Genomic DNA, 17,037 nt, shown 5'->3' with positions numbered 1-17,037 from the left:
GCAACATTTTGGTTAAAATTTAGCTTTTTATACGTTATCAACGTTCTCACTCTCTCGTAGCTGCTAATGGCCCGGCTGACTTCCCGCAACGCCCACGATGATCTTCTGCTGTGGACCCAGTTCCTCGAAGGCAGCGTAACGGCATGGGGAACGCTGCTGGATGCTCACTACCACATTTTATTCAATTATGGGCTTCGCTTCGGGATTGACCGGGAGCGAAGCCATGATTGTGTGCATGATCTGTTTCTGGACTTGTGGGACGGGCGGCAACGGCTAAACGCGACGCTTGATAACGTATCGTTCTATCTGCTACGGGCCTTTCGTAATAAACTGATTCGCGAGAAACAGCACGAACGAACACATCAGGAACTGAACGAGATCACTACGGAACATTTGCAGGAAACGCCCGCCGAAGACTGGCTCATCAGCGAAGAAACCATACGCTATAACGGGCTGCGTCTGAAAGGGTTACTGACTACGTTGCCTGCCCGCCAGCAGGAGGCTATCTACCTGAAATTCTACGCCAACCTGAGCAATAAACAAGTAGCCGAGCTGATGCACCTCCAGCAGCAGTCAGTGGCGAATCTGCTGCATACCGCCCTGCAACGGCTGCGTAGCCTGTGGGGCATCAGTTCGGGTCTTGCACTATGGGCAATTGCCCTGCGCTGGTGGCTCTCGTGATCTGAGTTCGTGACGCAGAGCATGCTCGATTTCGTCAAATAGAAATAATTTTTTCAAGAAAAATACAGTATGGTATCGTTGCTTTTGTCCCTTACGGCAAACGGCTCTAACGCACATACTGATAATGAAGGATTACCAGCAGTTCGACGCGCACGATTTCATGCACGACCCCTCGTTTCGCGACTGGGTAGCGGGCCGGGCCGATGCGTCGGCGTTCTGGGAGGGCTGGCTTCGGACACATCCGGAGAAAAATGAAACCGTGCAACAGGCCCGCGAGTGGTTGCTGGCTATCTGGACAGAGTTCGACGATTTGCCCGAAGCCGAGCGGGTCGACCGGGTTGCCCGTATCAAACTGGCTCGTGCTGCCCGGTTTCGGCAGCCGGTAGTGCGTCGGCTGGGGGGCTGGCGTGGATGGGCCGCAGCGGCAGCAATAGTGCTGGTGTGCGGGCTGGGCTGGCTGGCCTACAACCAGTTGCAACCAACCGATACCGGCAGGTCGCAGCGAATCAGCTACGAGCAGGTATTGGACCACATTGGCGACGCTAAACCCGTTGAACAGCAGAATCCAGCCCGGCAGCCCCGCCGAATCGCACTGCCCGACGGTAGCGTGGTAACGCTGTCGCCAAACAGTAAAATCAGCTACGAGCCGACTCTGGCACAGCAAAAAAACCGAACCGTGTACCTGTCGGGCGAAGCCTTTTTTGAGGTTGTCAAAGACCCGGCCCGGCCTTTTCAGGTGTATGCCCACGGCATAGTAACGAAAGTGCTGGGCACCAGCTTTCGCATCAAAGCCTACGACAACGTTCCCGACGTTACGGTGCAGGTGCGCACGGGGCGGGTGTCGGTCTTTGCCAGCACCCGCGCCAAAAATGCAGCCTCGCTTTTCACTAATCTGGTCGATGGCATCATACTGACGCCCAACCAGCAGGTGGTACTCACGCCCGAAGAAACGCTGGTGAAGTCGATAGTGCCCAAGCCGGTCTTGCTGAATCCAGACGTGGTTCATGCCGGTACGGTGTACACGGACGTGCCGCTGAGCCAGATTCTGCAAAAGCTGGAAGATTCGTATGGTATCGAGATTGTGTACGACGAAATCGCCCTGCGCGAGTGCCTGCTGACCGCCCGCCTGTACGACGAACCGCTGCTGGAACAAATTAGTCTGCTCTGTAAAAGCGTGGGGGCTACCTACGCCGTAACCGACGGACGCATTGTACTCACAGGCGGAGGTTGCCAGTAGTTCAGTTCATTAACCCTAAACCCCTATCACCGGAAAACACAAAGCACCTTAACAAAAAGAAACCGGACGTACTGGCATACATCCGGCTCTCCGGCCCAATCGGGCACCTCCGCGTCGACCCTGGCAGGTCTGGCGGAGTACATACTCGTTTTCAAAGTCGTCTAAACCTCAAAAACAGCCCAATTTATGGAAAAATGGGTGTACAATCGCTCGTTCCTTTACCAACTTATGCGCTTCTCGCTGGTACAGGCTTTATTTACACTTCTGCTCAGTAGCATTGCTTTTGCCCGAGATGGCAATGCACAGGAAATTCTGAGTCAGCGCATTACGCTGCGCGTCGATAACGAACGGATGCGGTCGGTTTTGCAGCGCATCGAAAAAACGGCGCAAATCAGTTTCATGTATCAGGCCAAAGTAATTGGCGACAATCCGCGCCTGTCGCTGTCGGCCTCCAACGAAACGCTGGGTGCGCTGCTCGATCAACTGCTGCTACCCCGGCAGCTTCGGTACGACGTGGTTGGCCGTCAGATCGTTATCAGCCGACAACGCCCCGACCAGTCGGGGCTGGATGGGCCAGCACTTCCCGCCGATAATTTGGCGGAAGCCGTGGCCGACGTGGCGGTATCAGGCCAGATACTCGACGAAAACAATACGCCGTTGCCGGGTGCCACCATCCTGCTGAAAGGAACGTCGGTTGGCACCAGTACCAACGCCAATGGCGAGTTCACGCTTCGAATACCCGACAATGCCACGCGAGGTACGCTGGTTATCAGTTCGGTTGGCTACATCACGCAGGAAGTAGCCATTGGCAACCGCACGCAAATCAGCGTGTCGCTCCAGCCGCAGGTGGGCAATCTGAGCGAAGTGGTGGTAGTTGGCTATGGCACGCAGCAACGGCGCGACCTGACCGGAGCCATCTCGACCGTAACGGCGCGGGACATCGAAAAAGTCCCGGTCGTAAGCCTCGACCAGGCGTTGCAGGGCCGGGCTGCGGGCGTGCAGGTCGTTAACAACAGCGGAGCACCGGGCGGTGCGGTTCAGATTCGGGTGCGTGGCACAGGCTCCATTTACGGCGGCAACGACCCGCTTTACGTGGTCGATGGCGTACCGATCAACAATACCCTCAACGGCTCGGCTGCCGGTGGTAATGATCTGGCAAACGGTTTAGCCAGTATCAATCCTGCCGACATTGAGAGCATGGAGATTCTGAAAGATGCCTCGGCCACTGCTATTTACGGCGCACGAGCCGCCAACGGGGTAGTGCTGATTACAACCAAACGCGGCAAAACCGGCAAAACCCGCGTGAGCCTGAACACCTTCACGGGTCTTCAGAACTTCAATAACTTCTACCCGATGCTCAATGCCCGGCAGTTTGCCGAACTGGTGAACGAAGGGAGCCAATACGCCGGGCGTCCGCCCCGGTTTACCACCACGCCCACGCAGAACACCGACTGGCAGCGCGAGATTTTTCGGACGGCACCGCTCAACAGCGTGAACTTATCCGTGACAGGGGGCGATGAGAAGACGCAGTTTCTGATTTCGGCAGGTTATTTCAATCAGCAGGGCGTTATCATCAATTCGGGATTTAGCCGGGGCAGCTTTCGGGCCAACATCGACCACCGGCTGAGCCAGAAAGTGAAAGTTGGCGTTTCGCTGACGGGAGCCTCATCGATCACCAACCGGCAACGCAACAGTGGCGGGGCGAACGTGCAGGACGTGGGCAACGTAGCCTTCGGCCCCAACATTATTTCGTCGGCATTGGTGGCAAGCCCGGCCTTTCCGGTTTATAACGCCGATGGTTCATTTGGGCGCGATTCGCTGGCTGGCGGCAATAACCCCGTTCAACTGGCCCTGAACTCGCGGCTGCTGGGGCGCGACCTGCGCTTTATCGGCAATGTATATGCCGAGTGGGACATTCTCAAAGGCTTGAAATTCCGCAGCAATGTCGGGGGCGATTTTTCGGCGTTTAACGAAGATTTCTTCTTCCCACCCGACCCCAATGCGGGCCGACCGGGCGGCACGGCCATTTACAGCAACAGCACCAGCCGGTCGTTTCTGAACGAGAACTACCTGAGCTATGCCACCCGGTTTGCCAAAGAGCATACGCTCGATGCGCTGGCGGGTTTCAGCATACAGAACAACAACAGCAACTACCTCACGGCGCAGGGCAGCAACTTCACTACGCCGTTGGTCAGTACGCTCAACGGGGCATCGCAGTTCAACGTCAACCCCTTCAACGACGTACAGGGGTGGGGGATTCTGTCGTACTTCGGGCGGGTCAACTATTCGTTCCGGGATAAATTTCTGCTCACGGCCAACGCCCGCGTCGATGGGTCGTCGCGCTTCGGACCCGACCGGCAATACGGCTTTTTTCCGTCCGGTTCGGTCGGTTATCGCCTGTCGGAAGAAGCTTTTCTGAAGGGTGTTCCCTGGATTAGCGAGATGAAAATTCGGGCCAGTGTGGGTGTGACGGGGAATCAGGAAATTCCGAATTCGCAGTGGCGCGGGACGTTTGCTCTTGGCGGTGGCGACAACAACTACCTCGGGCGGCTGGGTGGCTCGGTGGCCCGGCTGGCAAACCCCAGTCTGTCGTGGGAGAGCAATCTGCAAACCGACATTGGTCTGGACGTATCGTTGCTCAGCAACCGGATTCAGTTTACTGCCGACTGGTTCAACAAGCAGTCGCGCGATATGCTGCTGAGCGTGGCACTGCCGCTGAGTTCGGGTTTTGGCAGCGTGTTCAGCAACGTGGGGCGGATGCAGAACCGGGGCCTCGAACTGGCCCTGACCACCCGCAACACGACTGGCAAGTTCAAATGGGAAACTAATTTTAACATCGCCTTTATTGAAAACAAGGTGCTGACGCTGGCCGATTCGCTGCCCATTCGGGCGGGGGCCAATACGTTTCAGGTGGGCAGCGGCATGTATTTCGCCGTATTTGACCGCGAACCCAACGTTGACCCGGCCACGGGTTTTGTGGTACGCCGGAATATCAATAACGACCGGGGCAACGATGGTACGCCCATTTTTGACGACCGCGACCTGATTAATGCCGGTAGCCCGTTACCGGTGCATTTTGGCGGTATTACAAACACGTTCAACTACGCTGGCTTCGACCTGAGTATATTTTTCCAGTGGTCGTATGGCAACAAAATCTACAACACCACCCGCCAGATTATCGAAGAACTGACGTTTAACGGCACCGTTGGCTCGTTCAATAATAGCTCGACGGAGGCACTCACCCGCTGGCGGCAGGTGGGCGATGTAACGGCGCAGCACCGGGTGTCGTATGATGCGGCAGCAGCCCGCGCCAACCTCGGCTATGCCTCCACGCGCTACGTGGAAGATGGGTCGTTTCTACGGCTCAAAAACCTGAATTTCGGCTATACAATTCCTGGAAAACTGACTAATAAGTTGAAAATGAGTTCGGTGCGCGTATACGTGACGGCCAACAATCTGCTCACCTTCACGAACTACAAAGGCTACGATCCTGAAGTGAGTGCCAATTTCGGCGGCAGCACCCAAACGCAGCAAAGTACGGTAGGGGGGCTGGGTGCCCGCCTGAACAACAACCTGCTGATTGGGGTCGATAATGGCTCATTCCCGCAAACACGCACGTTTCTGGCCGGACTCAATATAAACTTTTAAGACACCATGAAATTCATTTTCACCTATTTGCTATGTGGCTGGGCGTTGATGCTGTTGAGTTGCGAACGCGTACTCGACAAACCACCCGCCAGCGAAATCGACCTGCCCCGTTATTTCCAGACAGCCAACGACGCCGAAACGCTGCTCATTGGCTGCTACTCGCGGCTGTTCGTCAATGCCGGGTTTTATACCGATATCATGTTTGCGGGCAATCGCTCGTCCGACGATATCATCCCGATTCGGTCGGGGCCGGATGCTTTCGACGACCGCACGCTCATGCGCCCCGACGATGGGGGTGTCCGCAGCATCTGGCAACGGTCGTACTTCCTGCTGGCGAATATCAATTTAGGGCTGGAACGCATCACCGCCATGCCCGACAACCTGTTTATTGGTAGCCGAAAAGCCCAGATTCTGGGCGAGTTGCGGGCGTTACGGGCCTTCACGTACTACCACTTAGTGCGGTTGTATGGGGGTGTGCCGCTGATTCTCCGATACCCAACTTCGGCCACCTCGTCGGGAAATGCCGTAGCCCGCGCCACCGAAGAGCAACTCTATGCTCAGATCAACGAAGACCTCAACGCTGCCGAAGCGAGTGTGCCCGCCAGTTACCCGGTTTTGCCCACGCAGGGCCTCACGCTGTCGGTGCCGGTAATCGAGAGCAAGGGGCGGTTTACGCTGGCATCGGTGCGGGCGTTGCAGGCCGACGTGGCGTTGACGCAGCGCAACTACACCCGCGTTGTGGAGAAAGCCGACCTGATTATCAACAGCGGCCTGTATCAGCTCACGCCCGATTTTCGGACGAATTTCCGGGGGCCGCGCACTACGTTCAACCGTGATTTGTCGGTGTATCAGAATACGGTTGAGAGCATTATGGAAGTCCAGGCCATTCCCGGCTCCGATGCTACCGGCGGGCAGATGTTTTTCTTTCTCGACGGGTTTCCGCCTTTTTTCGGTGTCTCGCCCGAATTGTCTAATTTCATCTACCCCGACCAGGGAGCCACGCCCGCGCAACAGGCCGACAGCATCCGCAAAGTTACGAGCGTGGGTATTGCCAGCCCAACCGTGCGCTATGCCACTAAATACCGCGAGTTTTACTTCGATGGCCGCTACAACAACGTATACGGGATTTTCGGTACGCCCAACCCCGACAATTACCACATATTCCGGCTGGCCGAAATTCTGTTGTTCAAAGCCGAAGCCCTCAACGAAGCAGCGTATGGCAATGCCCAGGCGTTTGAGGCTATAAATCAGGTTCGGCGTCGGGTGCTGCTGCCCGACCTTACCCCTGCCAATACGCCTAATCAGGCGGCTTTTCGCGAGGCCGTGCGCCGGGAACGACGCATCGAACTATTTTTTGAAGGCGGCAAACGCTGGTTCGATATTCTGCGCTATAACCGGCAAACGCCCGGTACGGCTAAGGTACTGCTGGGCAACAAACTGCCCGACGATAACCGGCTGCTGTTGCCGATTCCGCTCGATGAACTGCGCCAGAATACCGCCATCAGCCAAAATCCGGGCTATTCGCAGTAACCGGGTCAAAGGTCTTTTACGCACCGAAAGCCAACGTGCATCAGCGCGGTTTCGGGGTGCTGAACGACCGCCCCGACACCCGGTAGCCGTGGCACCAGCCCGGTTCACACAGGAACGAGCCACCCCGCATGGCTCGTTCCTGTCCGTTTTGGGGCAATCCGTTCGCTATATCGGCGTAGTTGAACTTCCAGTTGGCGCACCATTCCCAGACGTTGCCGGTCATGTCGGCGAGACCGAGGGGCGTTTTTCCAAAGTAGCCCACGGGCGAGGTGTTTTTAAACCCGTCGGTATTGGCATTGTAGTCGGGGAAGCGGCCATTCCAGGTGTTGGCAAGGGCTTTGCCATTTCGCTCAAGCGAGTTGCCGAACGGATATATCGAGCGGGTGTTGCGGGCATTGCGGGCGGCATGTTCCCACTCCATCTCGGTTGGTAGCCGTTTGCCCGCCCAGGTGGCGTAGGCCGTGGCATCGTTCCACGATACCTGCGTAACGGGGTGATTATCGGGTGCGGCTGGCTGGTTGGGGCCTTGCGGGTGATGCCAGCAGGCTCCTTTGGTCAGCGTCCACTCCTTGGTAGCTTCGTCAAATGTGCCACCGTCGCCAAAAATTTCGGCCTGGGTTTTGTAATTCGCAGCCTGCACAAACGCCCGAAATTCGGCCACCGTAACCGGATGCTGATCCATCCAGAACGGTTTCACCCGCACCCAGAACATCGGCTTTTCCTGGTCCAGGCCGTCGGCGGCACCGATCTCTGTTTCGCCACCCGGTACAAAAATAGCGTTCTTTGAATTGGTTGACTGTAAGCTGGTTAACGGTGTTAGCTTCGATGGATGATTGACCAAATACGTAACCGTTGGCGTCAGAAGTACGTCTGTTTGGTTGGTACTGGTTTCAGAGCTGCCAGTGCAGCACAGCAGCAGGCTCAACAGGCTTGCGAATAATATGGATTGTACCGGATGGAGAGACATAATAGCTTAACGTATGCGAATGTATGTTTATCAAGCAGCGAATCAGCCAAAACTAATTAAAGCGTTTTCACGCCAGCGGTGTTATCAATATAAAACCTATGGCTAATCAGGATAAGAAAAATAAGAACGCGAAGAAAGAGGCCACTAAGCCCGCTAAAATTGCCGGACAACCTAATCTGCCCAAGTATGCACAGAAAGAGTCGGCCCTGACGCCCCCCGATTCATTTCCCCAGGCAAAGAAAGGCAAGAAATAAATGTCTAACCATTATCTCCATCATGGCTACCAACACCTTACTCATCATCACGGGATACGGCTCCGTTTCGGCTAAGCCTTTCCGAAAAGCGTATCTCAACAGCGATGAGGAAGCCGCCCGGCAACGATTTCTGCGCGACTATCCTAATGCACGGGATACCAGTGTGCGAGTTATTCCATTTGACGACGAACTAACGATCAGGACCAACGGCGAGATTTCGGCCTATTAACGTTTCTTTCAGGCTGGCGTTGTCTGACCCGAAAATGTCAGACAACTATGCTCAAAACTTTCGTCCGGTAAATCCTAATTGTTGCAATTTGTTGGCGTAAGCCCGGCCAACCGGGATAGATTTACCGGCTACAATCACACGTTGTCGGGTAACGCCGTCAATAAAACACTGGGCAATGATGTAGGACTTGTGTATCCGTACAAACTGATCGGCTGGTAAGACATCGGCAATTTTGCCAATAGAACCTTTCATAACGTACCGGTTGGTTTCTGTATGAATCAGCGTATAGTCTTTTAACCCTTTTGCATAAGTAACGGCGGCAAACGGAAGCCTAACGTGAGTAGTACCAGTTTTAATGTTGAAAGCATCTAAGACTATATCAGATGAAACTGTAGGTGGGGGCGTGGTAATTTGGGGTCGAACTGCCAGAGTCATTCCGCGCTGAATGAGGTAGGTGATTAATAGATACCATATAGTAGACACGGTGTTGTAGGGGGTATTGGATAGCCAGCCCTGCCTCTGCTGATCGCCGATAACAAACCCAAACAAATAACGATCATACGCCCCTTGCAGTAGCAGATAAGCCACGATGCTCAGGGCCGTTAGTACGCCATATGCCAGAAACCGCCGATGAGCCAGAAAACCAGCAACCAGCACCCGTAGGTGAATTTGGCAGAGAAGCAACAATAGACCCACCCGTATCACCGCACATTGCACAAAGTACGGCAATCCGGCTTTTTGAATCAGGTACGTGCGTTCATATAGAAACAGCACCGTAATGGCAATCCAGAGTAGCCACATGGCCGAAAACACAGGTCGTTTAAACGCAGAATAAGTCAGTTGCATGGCTTGAGTGTAAGTCGGTTAAAATTACAGAGGTCTGACTGAATCGGGTAACAAAATCGATGAACAACCGCGAGAATCGACCAATGACCCCGAACGGTTCATCTATTTTCAGCGTCGTTGCTCTACTTTTTTTGCCTGAGTTGGTAATAAAAAGCTGATTTGCGAAAAACGTCAAATCACATGTTTTCACCCGCTCTGCTTCTGCTTCTGGTGCTGATGGCCTGTCAATCAGCCACGCAACCGGCTAACGTTGCTTCATCTGTGGCTCGTACCAACGATCCGCCCACCTGCGACTGCTGCGTGTTCGACGAAACAAAATCCCGTCATTGGCAAACCCGGCTAGCTCCCGATTCGGCCAAAGGCCAACCCCTGCGCATTTCAGGTACAGTCTACGAATCGGATGGTAAAACGCCTTCTTCAAACACAGCCATATATTTTTACCATACCAATGCGCAGGGTTACTACGCCAAACTTGGCACCGAACCCCGCACCAGTCATGCGTGGTGGCACGGATACTGCCGGGGCTGGCTCCGCACTGACGACCGGGGCCGCTACGAAATCAATACCATCAGGCCCGGAGCCTATCCGGGCCAAAACATTCCGGCGCATATTCATTTCTACGTAAATGCGCCTTCACAACGTAGCTGTTATTACCTAAGCGATTTTGTGTTTCAAAACGATCCGCTCGTGACCGATTCGTATTGGTATAAGGTTGAGCAAACGGAAGGTTTTCTGCGCTACGGCGGTGTCGCACTCCTGCACAAAGATGGTCTGCTGGTGGGGCAGCGTGATATTGTGTTGCTGCCACAGTTCGACAGAGTACCGGACCAGTCGGGCCTACGCGTGGGCGATGATTGCCCAGCTTTCGATCCGCAGCACGTTTGGGGGCCTGACCAGGATAAACGCACCTGCCCGATGTGTGCTTACGGAAAGCGGCAGGGGCTAATGGTCTGGACGTCGGATTTGACCTCCGAGCAGGCCCTTCAAAACGCCCGACGGTTGGAGCAGGTAAGTCGGCAACGTGGGGCGCAGGCATTTAAAGCTTTTATTATCTACACGAATTCTGACCGAACGCTTCTGCCGATGATAAAACCAAAACTTAAAGCTTTCGCCTTGCAGGCCGGTTTGCGCGATGTATCGGTGCTGTACGTGCCGGGGCCAAACGATAAAGCCAGCACTTTTCTTTACAACATTCACCCCGACGCTATAACAACCGTGCTGGCCTTCAGGCAACGCCGGGTGATTGGCAAGATAGTTGGAACAACCGTAACTACGACTCAGCTAAACCAGTTAATAGCTGATTTATGAAGGCTGCCGGAAAGCCGAACCAAACCCGTATTTTTGCCACTCGTATAACCTGAAAAACGAGTAATTATGCCCATTAAGGCGTTTCTGTTTGATCTCGACGGCGTAATCGTCGACACGGCCATTTATCATTATCAAGCCTGGCGTCGGCTGGCAAACGAGTTGGGATTCGATATTTCGGAAGAATTCAACGAGCGGCTGAAAGGGGTTAGCCGAACCGATTCGCTCGATATCATCCTGGCCCACGGTGGCCTGACCCTGTCGGAGGCCCGGAAAACTGAACTGGCAACCCAGAAAAATGAGTGGTATCTCGAATTGGTGAGTCGCATGACCTCCGACGATATTTTGCCCGGCGTACCGAATTTCTTTTCGCAGGTGCGCAAAGCCGGTTTGCAAACGGCACTTGGTTCGGTTAGTAAAAACGCCCCGCTGATTCTGGAACGCATTGGTATGAACAATGTATTCGACGCCATCATCGACGGCAATAAAATCAGCAAAGGCAAACCTGATCCGGAGGTGTTCACCAAAGGTGCTGCCGAACTTGAGGTTAGCCCAGCCGAGTGCGTGGTGTTTGAAGATGCCGTAGCGGGCGTAGAAGCGGGCAAACGGGGTGGTATGTACGTTGTGGGCCTCGGCTCACCCGACGTGCTGACGCAGGCCGATCTGGTAGCCCCGTCGCTCGAAACCCTGACCGTAGACGAGGTGCTGGCGAGATTTCAGGGGGAAGGGTAAAAGGTATAAGGTTAGAAGGGTGTAAGGGGTAAAGGGGTAAGGTTAGAAGGGGTAAAGGTGAAGAGGTTTTACTAATACCAATGACCTTTCCAACCTTACCCCTTACCCCCTTCCAACCCTCTTTACCCTTCTAACCTAAAACGCCAGCCAACCTGATACTTTAATGGCAAACGGCGTGACGGGAATACCTGCCGGGCTGATGTTGTTGCGGTAGGTCAAGCGGTGGATGGCATCGACGCGCAGGACTTTAAAAATGTTATCGATGCCATACCCCACTTCCACGTAAGGGACGCGACTCAGCGACTGGAAACCGTCAACAGCCTGCCCGGTTGCGTTGGTAGCCGGAATCAGAGCCATGTTGCTGGTCGATACGTTGCCCTCCAGCACTTTCCCCGTGACGAGTTCGCGCCATTTCAGCCTACGCAACAGCGGTATTCGGTTGAACAACAGCCCGTTAAAGTTGTGTTCGACCTGCACCGTTGCCCAGCGGTCGCAGACGAACTCGAAGAAGTTCATCATGTTGAACGCGTTGCCGACGTAGAACGACGATTCGTTGCCGAGGGGAGTGTACAGCAGCGGGTAGGGCACCGTCGATGGAATGATACCCGCGTTCAGCGTGTAATAGGTCCGGCCCAGCACGCCCATTCGGAATGAATGTTTCATGCTGGCCGACAGGCGGTGGTAGGTGAAATCGCTACCCAGCACGTGCCGCAGCCCGACGGCGTAGCGAAACGTATAAATGGGTTTCCGAACGGCTCCGGCACTAACGCGTACGTTGTCGTTCTGTAACATCACCTCGTCAGGAGCGAATCGGGTTTCGGAAATAAATTCCGTCAGCTTATACGCGCTGCGAATCGTCTGGTCGATATCACCAGCGGGAGGGAGGTACGCAAATGAGAACAGTGGGTCGAAGCTGCGGTTGCGGAGTGCCAGCGTTTGCGTAAAACCCCGGCCCAACTCGCGCTGGAAATACACCAGTCGTTCATCCTGAAAATAGGGTCGCCGGATGGTGCCGAAACGCGAATAGGCCGCGAAAAACGAGTTGCCGCCGATGTTATCTGCCGAAATGCCCACCCGTTCGAGGTCGTGGCTGCGCCGAACGCCGATGACCGTCCAGGGTTTGCGGTTCAGAATGTATTCGGCACTGGCACTGTACTTTAGCTGCCGGTCCAGCGTACCGTAAGCCACGTAGCCACTCAGCAGCCATTTGCGGCTGAAACCGGTGTTGGTACGTAGCCCCAGCCGAAACCGATGACCCTCTATGTTGTTGTTGGCATACGAATACAAGAGCGGCCCCAGATCGACATTCAGTTTGCCCAGCGGCTTGTAGCCCAGCACGCCCAGCCTGATAACTTCCCCGGCCACTTTCATAAACGGCACGTTACGCACCGAATCAACGACGCGCATGGCCTGCCACTCGCTGGCTCCCAGCGACGCGGGCCGAACCCGCTGCCAGAACGTGGAATCGGTTTTTCGGTAATCGTCGGCGAGTTCGATGGATGGGTTGTAAAAGCCGACTTCCTTGGGTTCGGTTTTCGCCACATTGCTGGCCGACGTCAGAAACCGGACCAGCACGCCGGGCGCACGGGGCGTTGGTTCATCGGAGTCGATCATAACGCGCGTCTGCGTCGGAAACCGGACGCCCGATGCCAGTAACTCCCATTCCTGCTCGATTCGCAGTTCGTCTACAAAATTGATATTGGCCCGTTTCTCCACCAGCGCGTCGATTTGCGACAGGCCCAGTTGCAGCGTATCGATCCAGACCGTACCCGAAAACGCCAGATCGCTGGCACGTTTGGGTGTGAAGTCGATTTCGTAGCAGGGAGTTGTGCCCAGCAGCACCGTATCTTTCAGCCGGAACGTATATACCGTTTCCCATTGCGCTCCAACGGGCGAGGGAATGTCTTTCTGCAAAATCAGCAGCGAGTTGCGGTAAAAATTATATTGCTGAAACGACGCGCCCGTAAGCTGTGCAATCAGCCCGCCATCGCTAACGCCCACCCCCGTAACGTGCGATTTCAGCACCTGCTCTTTGGTTTTATCGGGCTTCGTGCGGGCGAAAAACGCCGAAAACGTTTCGGAAATAAACACCGGCACTGCGGGTTGCCCGTTCTCGTCGGTAATGGCGGGCAGCTTGCCAAGCAGCCGCCCAACCGGACCGGGCCGTTTCTGATTCCGGCGTTTCTGCGAAAAATTATTGATATAACCTTCAATCTTGGTGTAGCTGTCGTACTGATAGGCGGGCATCCGGGCCGGGTTAAACTGATCGCTCCGCCGGATGGCTTCGCGCATGATGCGGTACGCCGGGTCGCCCCCTTTGGCATAGACTTTTACTTCCTGCAAACGCGTTGCCGCTGAAAGCAGCCGGGCGTTAATTGTTTGGCTCGATTGGTTAGCAATGGCGTAGCGGCCTGTCTGATAGCCCAGACTTTGCACCAGCAGCGAGTCGGCCCGTTGCCGGAGCCGGAGCGTATACCGCCCCTCCACGTCGGCGGTGGTGCCGGTGGTAACGCCCTTCGCTGCAATGCTGGCGAACGGAAGCCCTTCGCCCGTAGCGGCATCGGTCACGCGGCCCGAAATGGTATAGCCGGACTGCGCCGAGGCCGGAGCCAACGCGTACAGAAGCCATACCGAAACCAGAAAGAGAAGGCGTAGCGTGTGTTTCATGCAGCCTTTGAACCTACCGTGATTGCTGACGTAACCCGCACGTAGTCAATTAGGTTTACCTCTTTATCGTAAACCAAAAAAAGTAATAGAACTTCCTCGTAAGAGACCATTTGCCAGCCCGTTCTTACTATCGGTACGTGAAAAGGGCGGGATTCGTTGCAGCCTGATAACAATAGATAACTGATTGTCAAGTATAAAAGGAAACCCTCCCGCAAAGCGAAAGGGTTTACCCGTCAACCTATCTAATACATGTTTTATGACCGTGGCCGTCCACCGCCACCCGACGGGGCCGCCTGCTGCTGACCATCGTTGCCGCCACCGCCTTCGCCTTTCACGTCGTCGTTTTCAATCGACTTGCGTCTTTTCTGCGGAGCGTCGAAGCTCATTTTGCCAATTTTATAGCTGAACGTTACCCGCACACCAGCATTATAGAAACTGTTGCGGCTGCTTTGGCTCAGAATGGGCGAGCGCAGTTCGGTGGTTTGCACAAACGGGTGGTTGAAGAAGTTTTCGGCGGCTAATCCGATGCTGCCTTTCTTCTGGTTGAAATCGTGCCGAACGCCGAGGCTGTAGAAATACATCGGCGTTTGATAGCCCTGCAACTGTACCTGCCGCCCGCGTATGCCCCCGAATGCCTGAACGCCCCAGCCTTTTTTGAGTGTCAGGCTGCTCATCATACGCCCGGCCACTACCCATCCCGAATTGGAAGCCGAATAAATCGGATTCGGATTATTATTGGTCAAACTGACCCGGAACACGTCGACTCCCCCGCCAATCTGCCATTTTGAAAACAGTGTGCCGTTGGCGAAGAGGTTTAGCCCCACAGCCTCTTCGCGGCCTACGTTCTGAAACGTGGTCCGAATGACCTGCTGTAAAACCGGGTTCGCTGCGTCGCCAAAAGCCTGCGTAGCCGTGTCGCGAACTGCCGTGATCGAGTTGTTGGTGCGCCGGGCAAAGAGTGAAGCGTTGATATACAGCCCTTTAATGTTCGCACTTGTCCCCAACTCAATATTATCGGTCAGTTCGGGGGCGAGGTACGGGTTGCCAACGCTGATGTTGGTGGGGTTGGCTGCGTTCAGGTTAGGGTTCAGAAACTGAATGCCCGGACGCTGTACCCGTCGGTTATAGGCTACTTTGACGATTTTGCCACCACCGAGATTTTTCGACACGTTGATGCTTGGCACAAATACACCGTAGTTCGGAATGGAAGCCGCCGGGCCGTTGGCTTCGTTGGAGAAGCGGGCATTGATGAATGTGTATTCGTAGCGGGCACCCGCCTTGATGGTATACTTTTGTTTGGTCGACAGCGTGTAGGAAAAATACGTGGCCGCAATTTCCTGGTCATAGTTCAGCGTATTGGCCGGGCGGCTGTCGTCGGTCACGAACGGGCCGTTGGCACCCGTGGCCGTCAGGTACTGAAATTCGCTGTTCACCTGCCGGAGAATGCCCTTCCCGCCAAACTCGATCAACTGGTTTTTGCCGATGGGTGTCTGATAGTCGATTTGCAGGGTCGATTCCTGGTTGTAGCTGGGGTTGAGGTTTTTCTGCCGGGCCGTAATCGTCTGGAAGTCAGTACCGCCCAGAATGTCGGCCACGAAATCATTGGTGCGGTCATTGCGGCTGTACAGAGCCAGAATGCTGAATTCCTGCTGCGGCTTGTAGATTTTCGTGTACGTCACGTTGGCATCGACCGTGCCCGACAGGTCGGTGGTTTTCACGTTCCGGTTGTTGAGCAGGGGCGAAAGGCTCGTCGGTAAAAACGTCTGTGTAAGCAGGTTGCTCTGGTTGATGATGCCATTTCTGGCCCCGTAGCGTACGCTGGCCGTGAGCGAGGTATTTTTGTCGATGTCGTAATCCCAGCCGAATTGGTAGTTGCCATGCAGCCGCTGGTTGAGCGTACTGGCCGTTTGCAGGGTGCGAACGTTGCCCGTGGGCGAGGCCGTCGTTTGTTCGTTTTCAAACGCGCCCCGCACGTTGTATTCGGCCCGGCCAAACCCGCTGAGCGAAAAGCCCATCTTGCCAGTGCGGTAGTTGCCGTTCAGCCCCAGCATCGACCCCCGGTTGCCCGCAGCCGTGTTCAGGTCGAGGGTCATGCCCTGCAACGTTGTTTTTTTGGTGACGATGTTGATGATTCCGGCTGAGCCTTCGGCGTCGTATTTGGCTGATGGGCTGGTAATTACCTCTACGGTCTTAATCATATCAGCCGGAATCTGGCGCAACGCATCGGCCACACTTTGCGCCATAATTGTGCTGGGCTTATTGTTGATCAGCACCGTTACATTGCTGCTGCCGCGCAGACTTACGTTGCCATCGAGGTCGACCGATAGCATCGGTACTTTTCGCATGATTTCGGTGGCGTCGCCCCCTTTGGCGGCAATATCTTTGTCGGCGTTGTACACCAGACGGTCTACTTTTTCTTCGATGATGGCCGCCTGACCCACTACGTTTACTTCGCTGAGCGTGCGCACGTCGGGCGCGAGTGTCACCGAGCCGACGTTTAGTTCGGTGCCTTTTTCAATGGTAACGAGAGCCGAGCGTTTGTCTTTATAGCCAATAAACGAATACAGCAGCCGATACTGACCGGGTGCGAGTTTGGTGAGGCTAAACTTGCCCTTATCGTCGCTGGTAGTACCATCGATAGGTTTGTTGGTTTGGGAATTAAGCAGGGCAACCGTGGCAAATTCGACGGGTTTCTGGCTGGTGGAGTCGATCAGAACGCCCGAAATTTTGCCATTGCCGCGTGGCGTAGGCTCAGCATCGACAACGGCTGAGTTACGCCGGGACCGTTCGTCCGTCGGCGCACCAAACCCGCCGGGGCCACCCGGACCCTGAGCGAATGCGCTGGCTGCACTGACGATAAGTATAGAAAGTAGGAGCGATTTCATAGTGGTTGACCATGCGTCTAATTGATGGTTCAAAGTTGCCGCCACCAGCTATGGCT

The 17,037-nt window shown here is 54.9% G+C and carries 12 protein-coding genes; 8 read left to right on the top strand and 4 right to left on the bottom strand.

Annotation, left to right across the window (positions count from 1 at the left end; translation table 11 throughout):
• Nucleotides 1–66: 66 nt before the first annotated feature.
• The 4 genes from AWR27_RS08115 to AWR27_RS08100 all read left to right on the top strand — a co-directional run bounded on the left by AWR27_RS08115 (nt 67) and on the right by AWR27_RS08100 (nt 7,096).
• Nucleotides 67–681 (top strand): RNA polymerase sigma factor, encoded by a 615-nt coding sequence (locus AWR27_RS08115; protein ID WP_077130719.1) that lies wholly within the window; start codon nt 67–69, stop codon nt 679–681.
• Between the two features lie 124 nt (nt 682–805).
• Complete coding sequence (locus tag AWR27_RS08110; RefSeq protein WP_077130718.1) at nt 806–1,918, top strand: FecR family protein; 1,113 nt, start codon at nt 806–808, stop codon at nt 1,916–1,918.
• A gap of 186 nt (nt 1,919–2,104) precedes the next feature.
• Nucleotides 2,105–5,566 (top strand): SusC/RagA family TonB-linked outer membrane protein, encoded by a 3,462-nt coding sequence (locus AWR27_RS08105; protein ID WP_083732785.1) that lies wholly within the window; start codon nt 2,105–2,107, stop codon nt 5,564–5,566.
• Between the two features lie 6 nt (nt 5,567–5,572).
• Nucleotides 5,573–7,096, top strand: a complete 1,524-nt coding sequence (locus AWR27_RS08100) for a RagB/SusD family nutrient uptake outer membrane protein (protein ID WP_077130717.1) — start codon at nt 5,573–5,575, stop codon at nt 7,094–7,096.
• A gap of 40 nt (nt 7,097–7,136) precedes the next feature.
• On the opposite strand, the gene AWR27_RS08095 is transcribed toward AWR27_RS08100, so the two are convergent.
• Nucleotides 7,137–8,063, bottom strand: coding sequence for a formylglycine-generating enzyme family protein (locus AWR27_RS08095; RefSeq protein WP_232326007.1), 927 nt, complete (start codon nt 8,061–8,063; stop codon nt 7,137–7,139).
• A 98-nt stretch (nt 8,064–8,161) separates the two neighbouring features.
• On the opposite strand from AWR27_RS08095, the gene AWR27_RS25490 reads away from it, so the two are divergent.
• On the top strand, nt 8,162–8,317 hold the full coding sequence (locus tag AWR27_RS25490) for a hypothetical protein (protein WP_198045113.1): 156 nt from the start codon (nt 8,162–8,164) through the stop codon (nt 8,315–8,317).
• A gap of 22 nt (nt 8,318–8,339) precedes the next feature.
• Entirely contained in the window at nt 8,340–8,546 is a 207-nt protein-coding gene (locus AWR27_RS08090) for a hypothetical protein (protein ID WP_077130716.1), read from the top strand.
• A gap of 51 nt (nt 8,547–8,597) precedes the next feature.
• Here AWR27_RS08090 and AWR27_RS08085 read toward each other — a convergent pair whose 3' ends face one another.
• Nucleotides 8,598–9,392, bottom strand: a complete 795-nt coding sequence (locus tag AWR27_RS08085; protein WP_077130715.1) for a LytR/AlgR family response regulator transcription factor — start codon at nt 9,390–9,392, stop codon at nt 8,598–8,600.
• A 180-nt stretch (nt 9,393–9,572) separates the two neighbouring features.
• Here AWR27_RS08085 and AWR27_RS08080 point away from each other — a divergent pair, with 180 nt between their 5' ends.
• Both AWR27_RS08080 and pgmB read left to right on the top strand, forming a co-directional pair.
• On the top strand, nt 9,573–10,700 hold the full coding sequence (locus tag AWR27_RS08080) for a dioxygenase family protein (RefSeq protein WP_077130714.1): 1,128 nt from the start codon (nt 9,573–9,575) through the stop codon (nt 10,698–10,700).
• Nucleotides 10,701–10,766: 66 nt separating this feature from the next.
• Complete coding sequence (gene pgmB / locus AWR27_RS08075) at nt 10,767–11,429, top strand: beta-phosphoglucomutase (protein WP_077130713.1); 663 nt, start codon at nt 10,767–10,769, stop codon at nt 11,427–11,429.
• 135 nt (nt 11,430–11,564) lie between these two features.
• Here the strand turns inward: pgmB and AWR27_RS08070 are convergent, their stop codons facing one another.
• Together AWR27_RS08070 and AWR27_RS08065 are read right to left on the bottom strand one after the other, a co-directional pair.
• On the bottom strand, nt 11,565–14,096 hold the full coding sequence (locus tag AWR27_RS08070) for a DUF5686 and carboxypeptidase-like regulatory domain-containing protein (protein WP_077130712.1): 2,532 nt from the start codon (nt 14,094–14,096) through the stop codon (nt 11,565–11,567).
• Nucleotides 14,097–14,350: 254 nt separating this feature from the next.
• The gene (locus tag AWR27_RS08065) at nt 14,351–16,981 is read right to left on the bottom strand and encodes a TonB-dependent receptor (RefSeq protein ID WP_077130711.1); all 2,631 of its coding nucleotides are present in this window, start codon (nt 16,979–16,981) and stop codon (nt 14,351–14,353) included.
• Nucleotides 16,982–17,037: the final 56 nt, after the last annotated feature.

The organism is Spirosoma montaniterrae (genome assembly GCF_001988955.1).
Taxonomy (GTDB): domain Bacteria; phylum Bacteroidota; class Bacteroidia; order Cytophagales; family Spirosomataceae; genus Spirosoma; species Spirosoma montaniterrae.
This window is presented reverse-complemented; position numbering and strand designations above follow the sequence as displayed.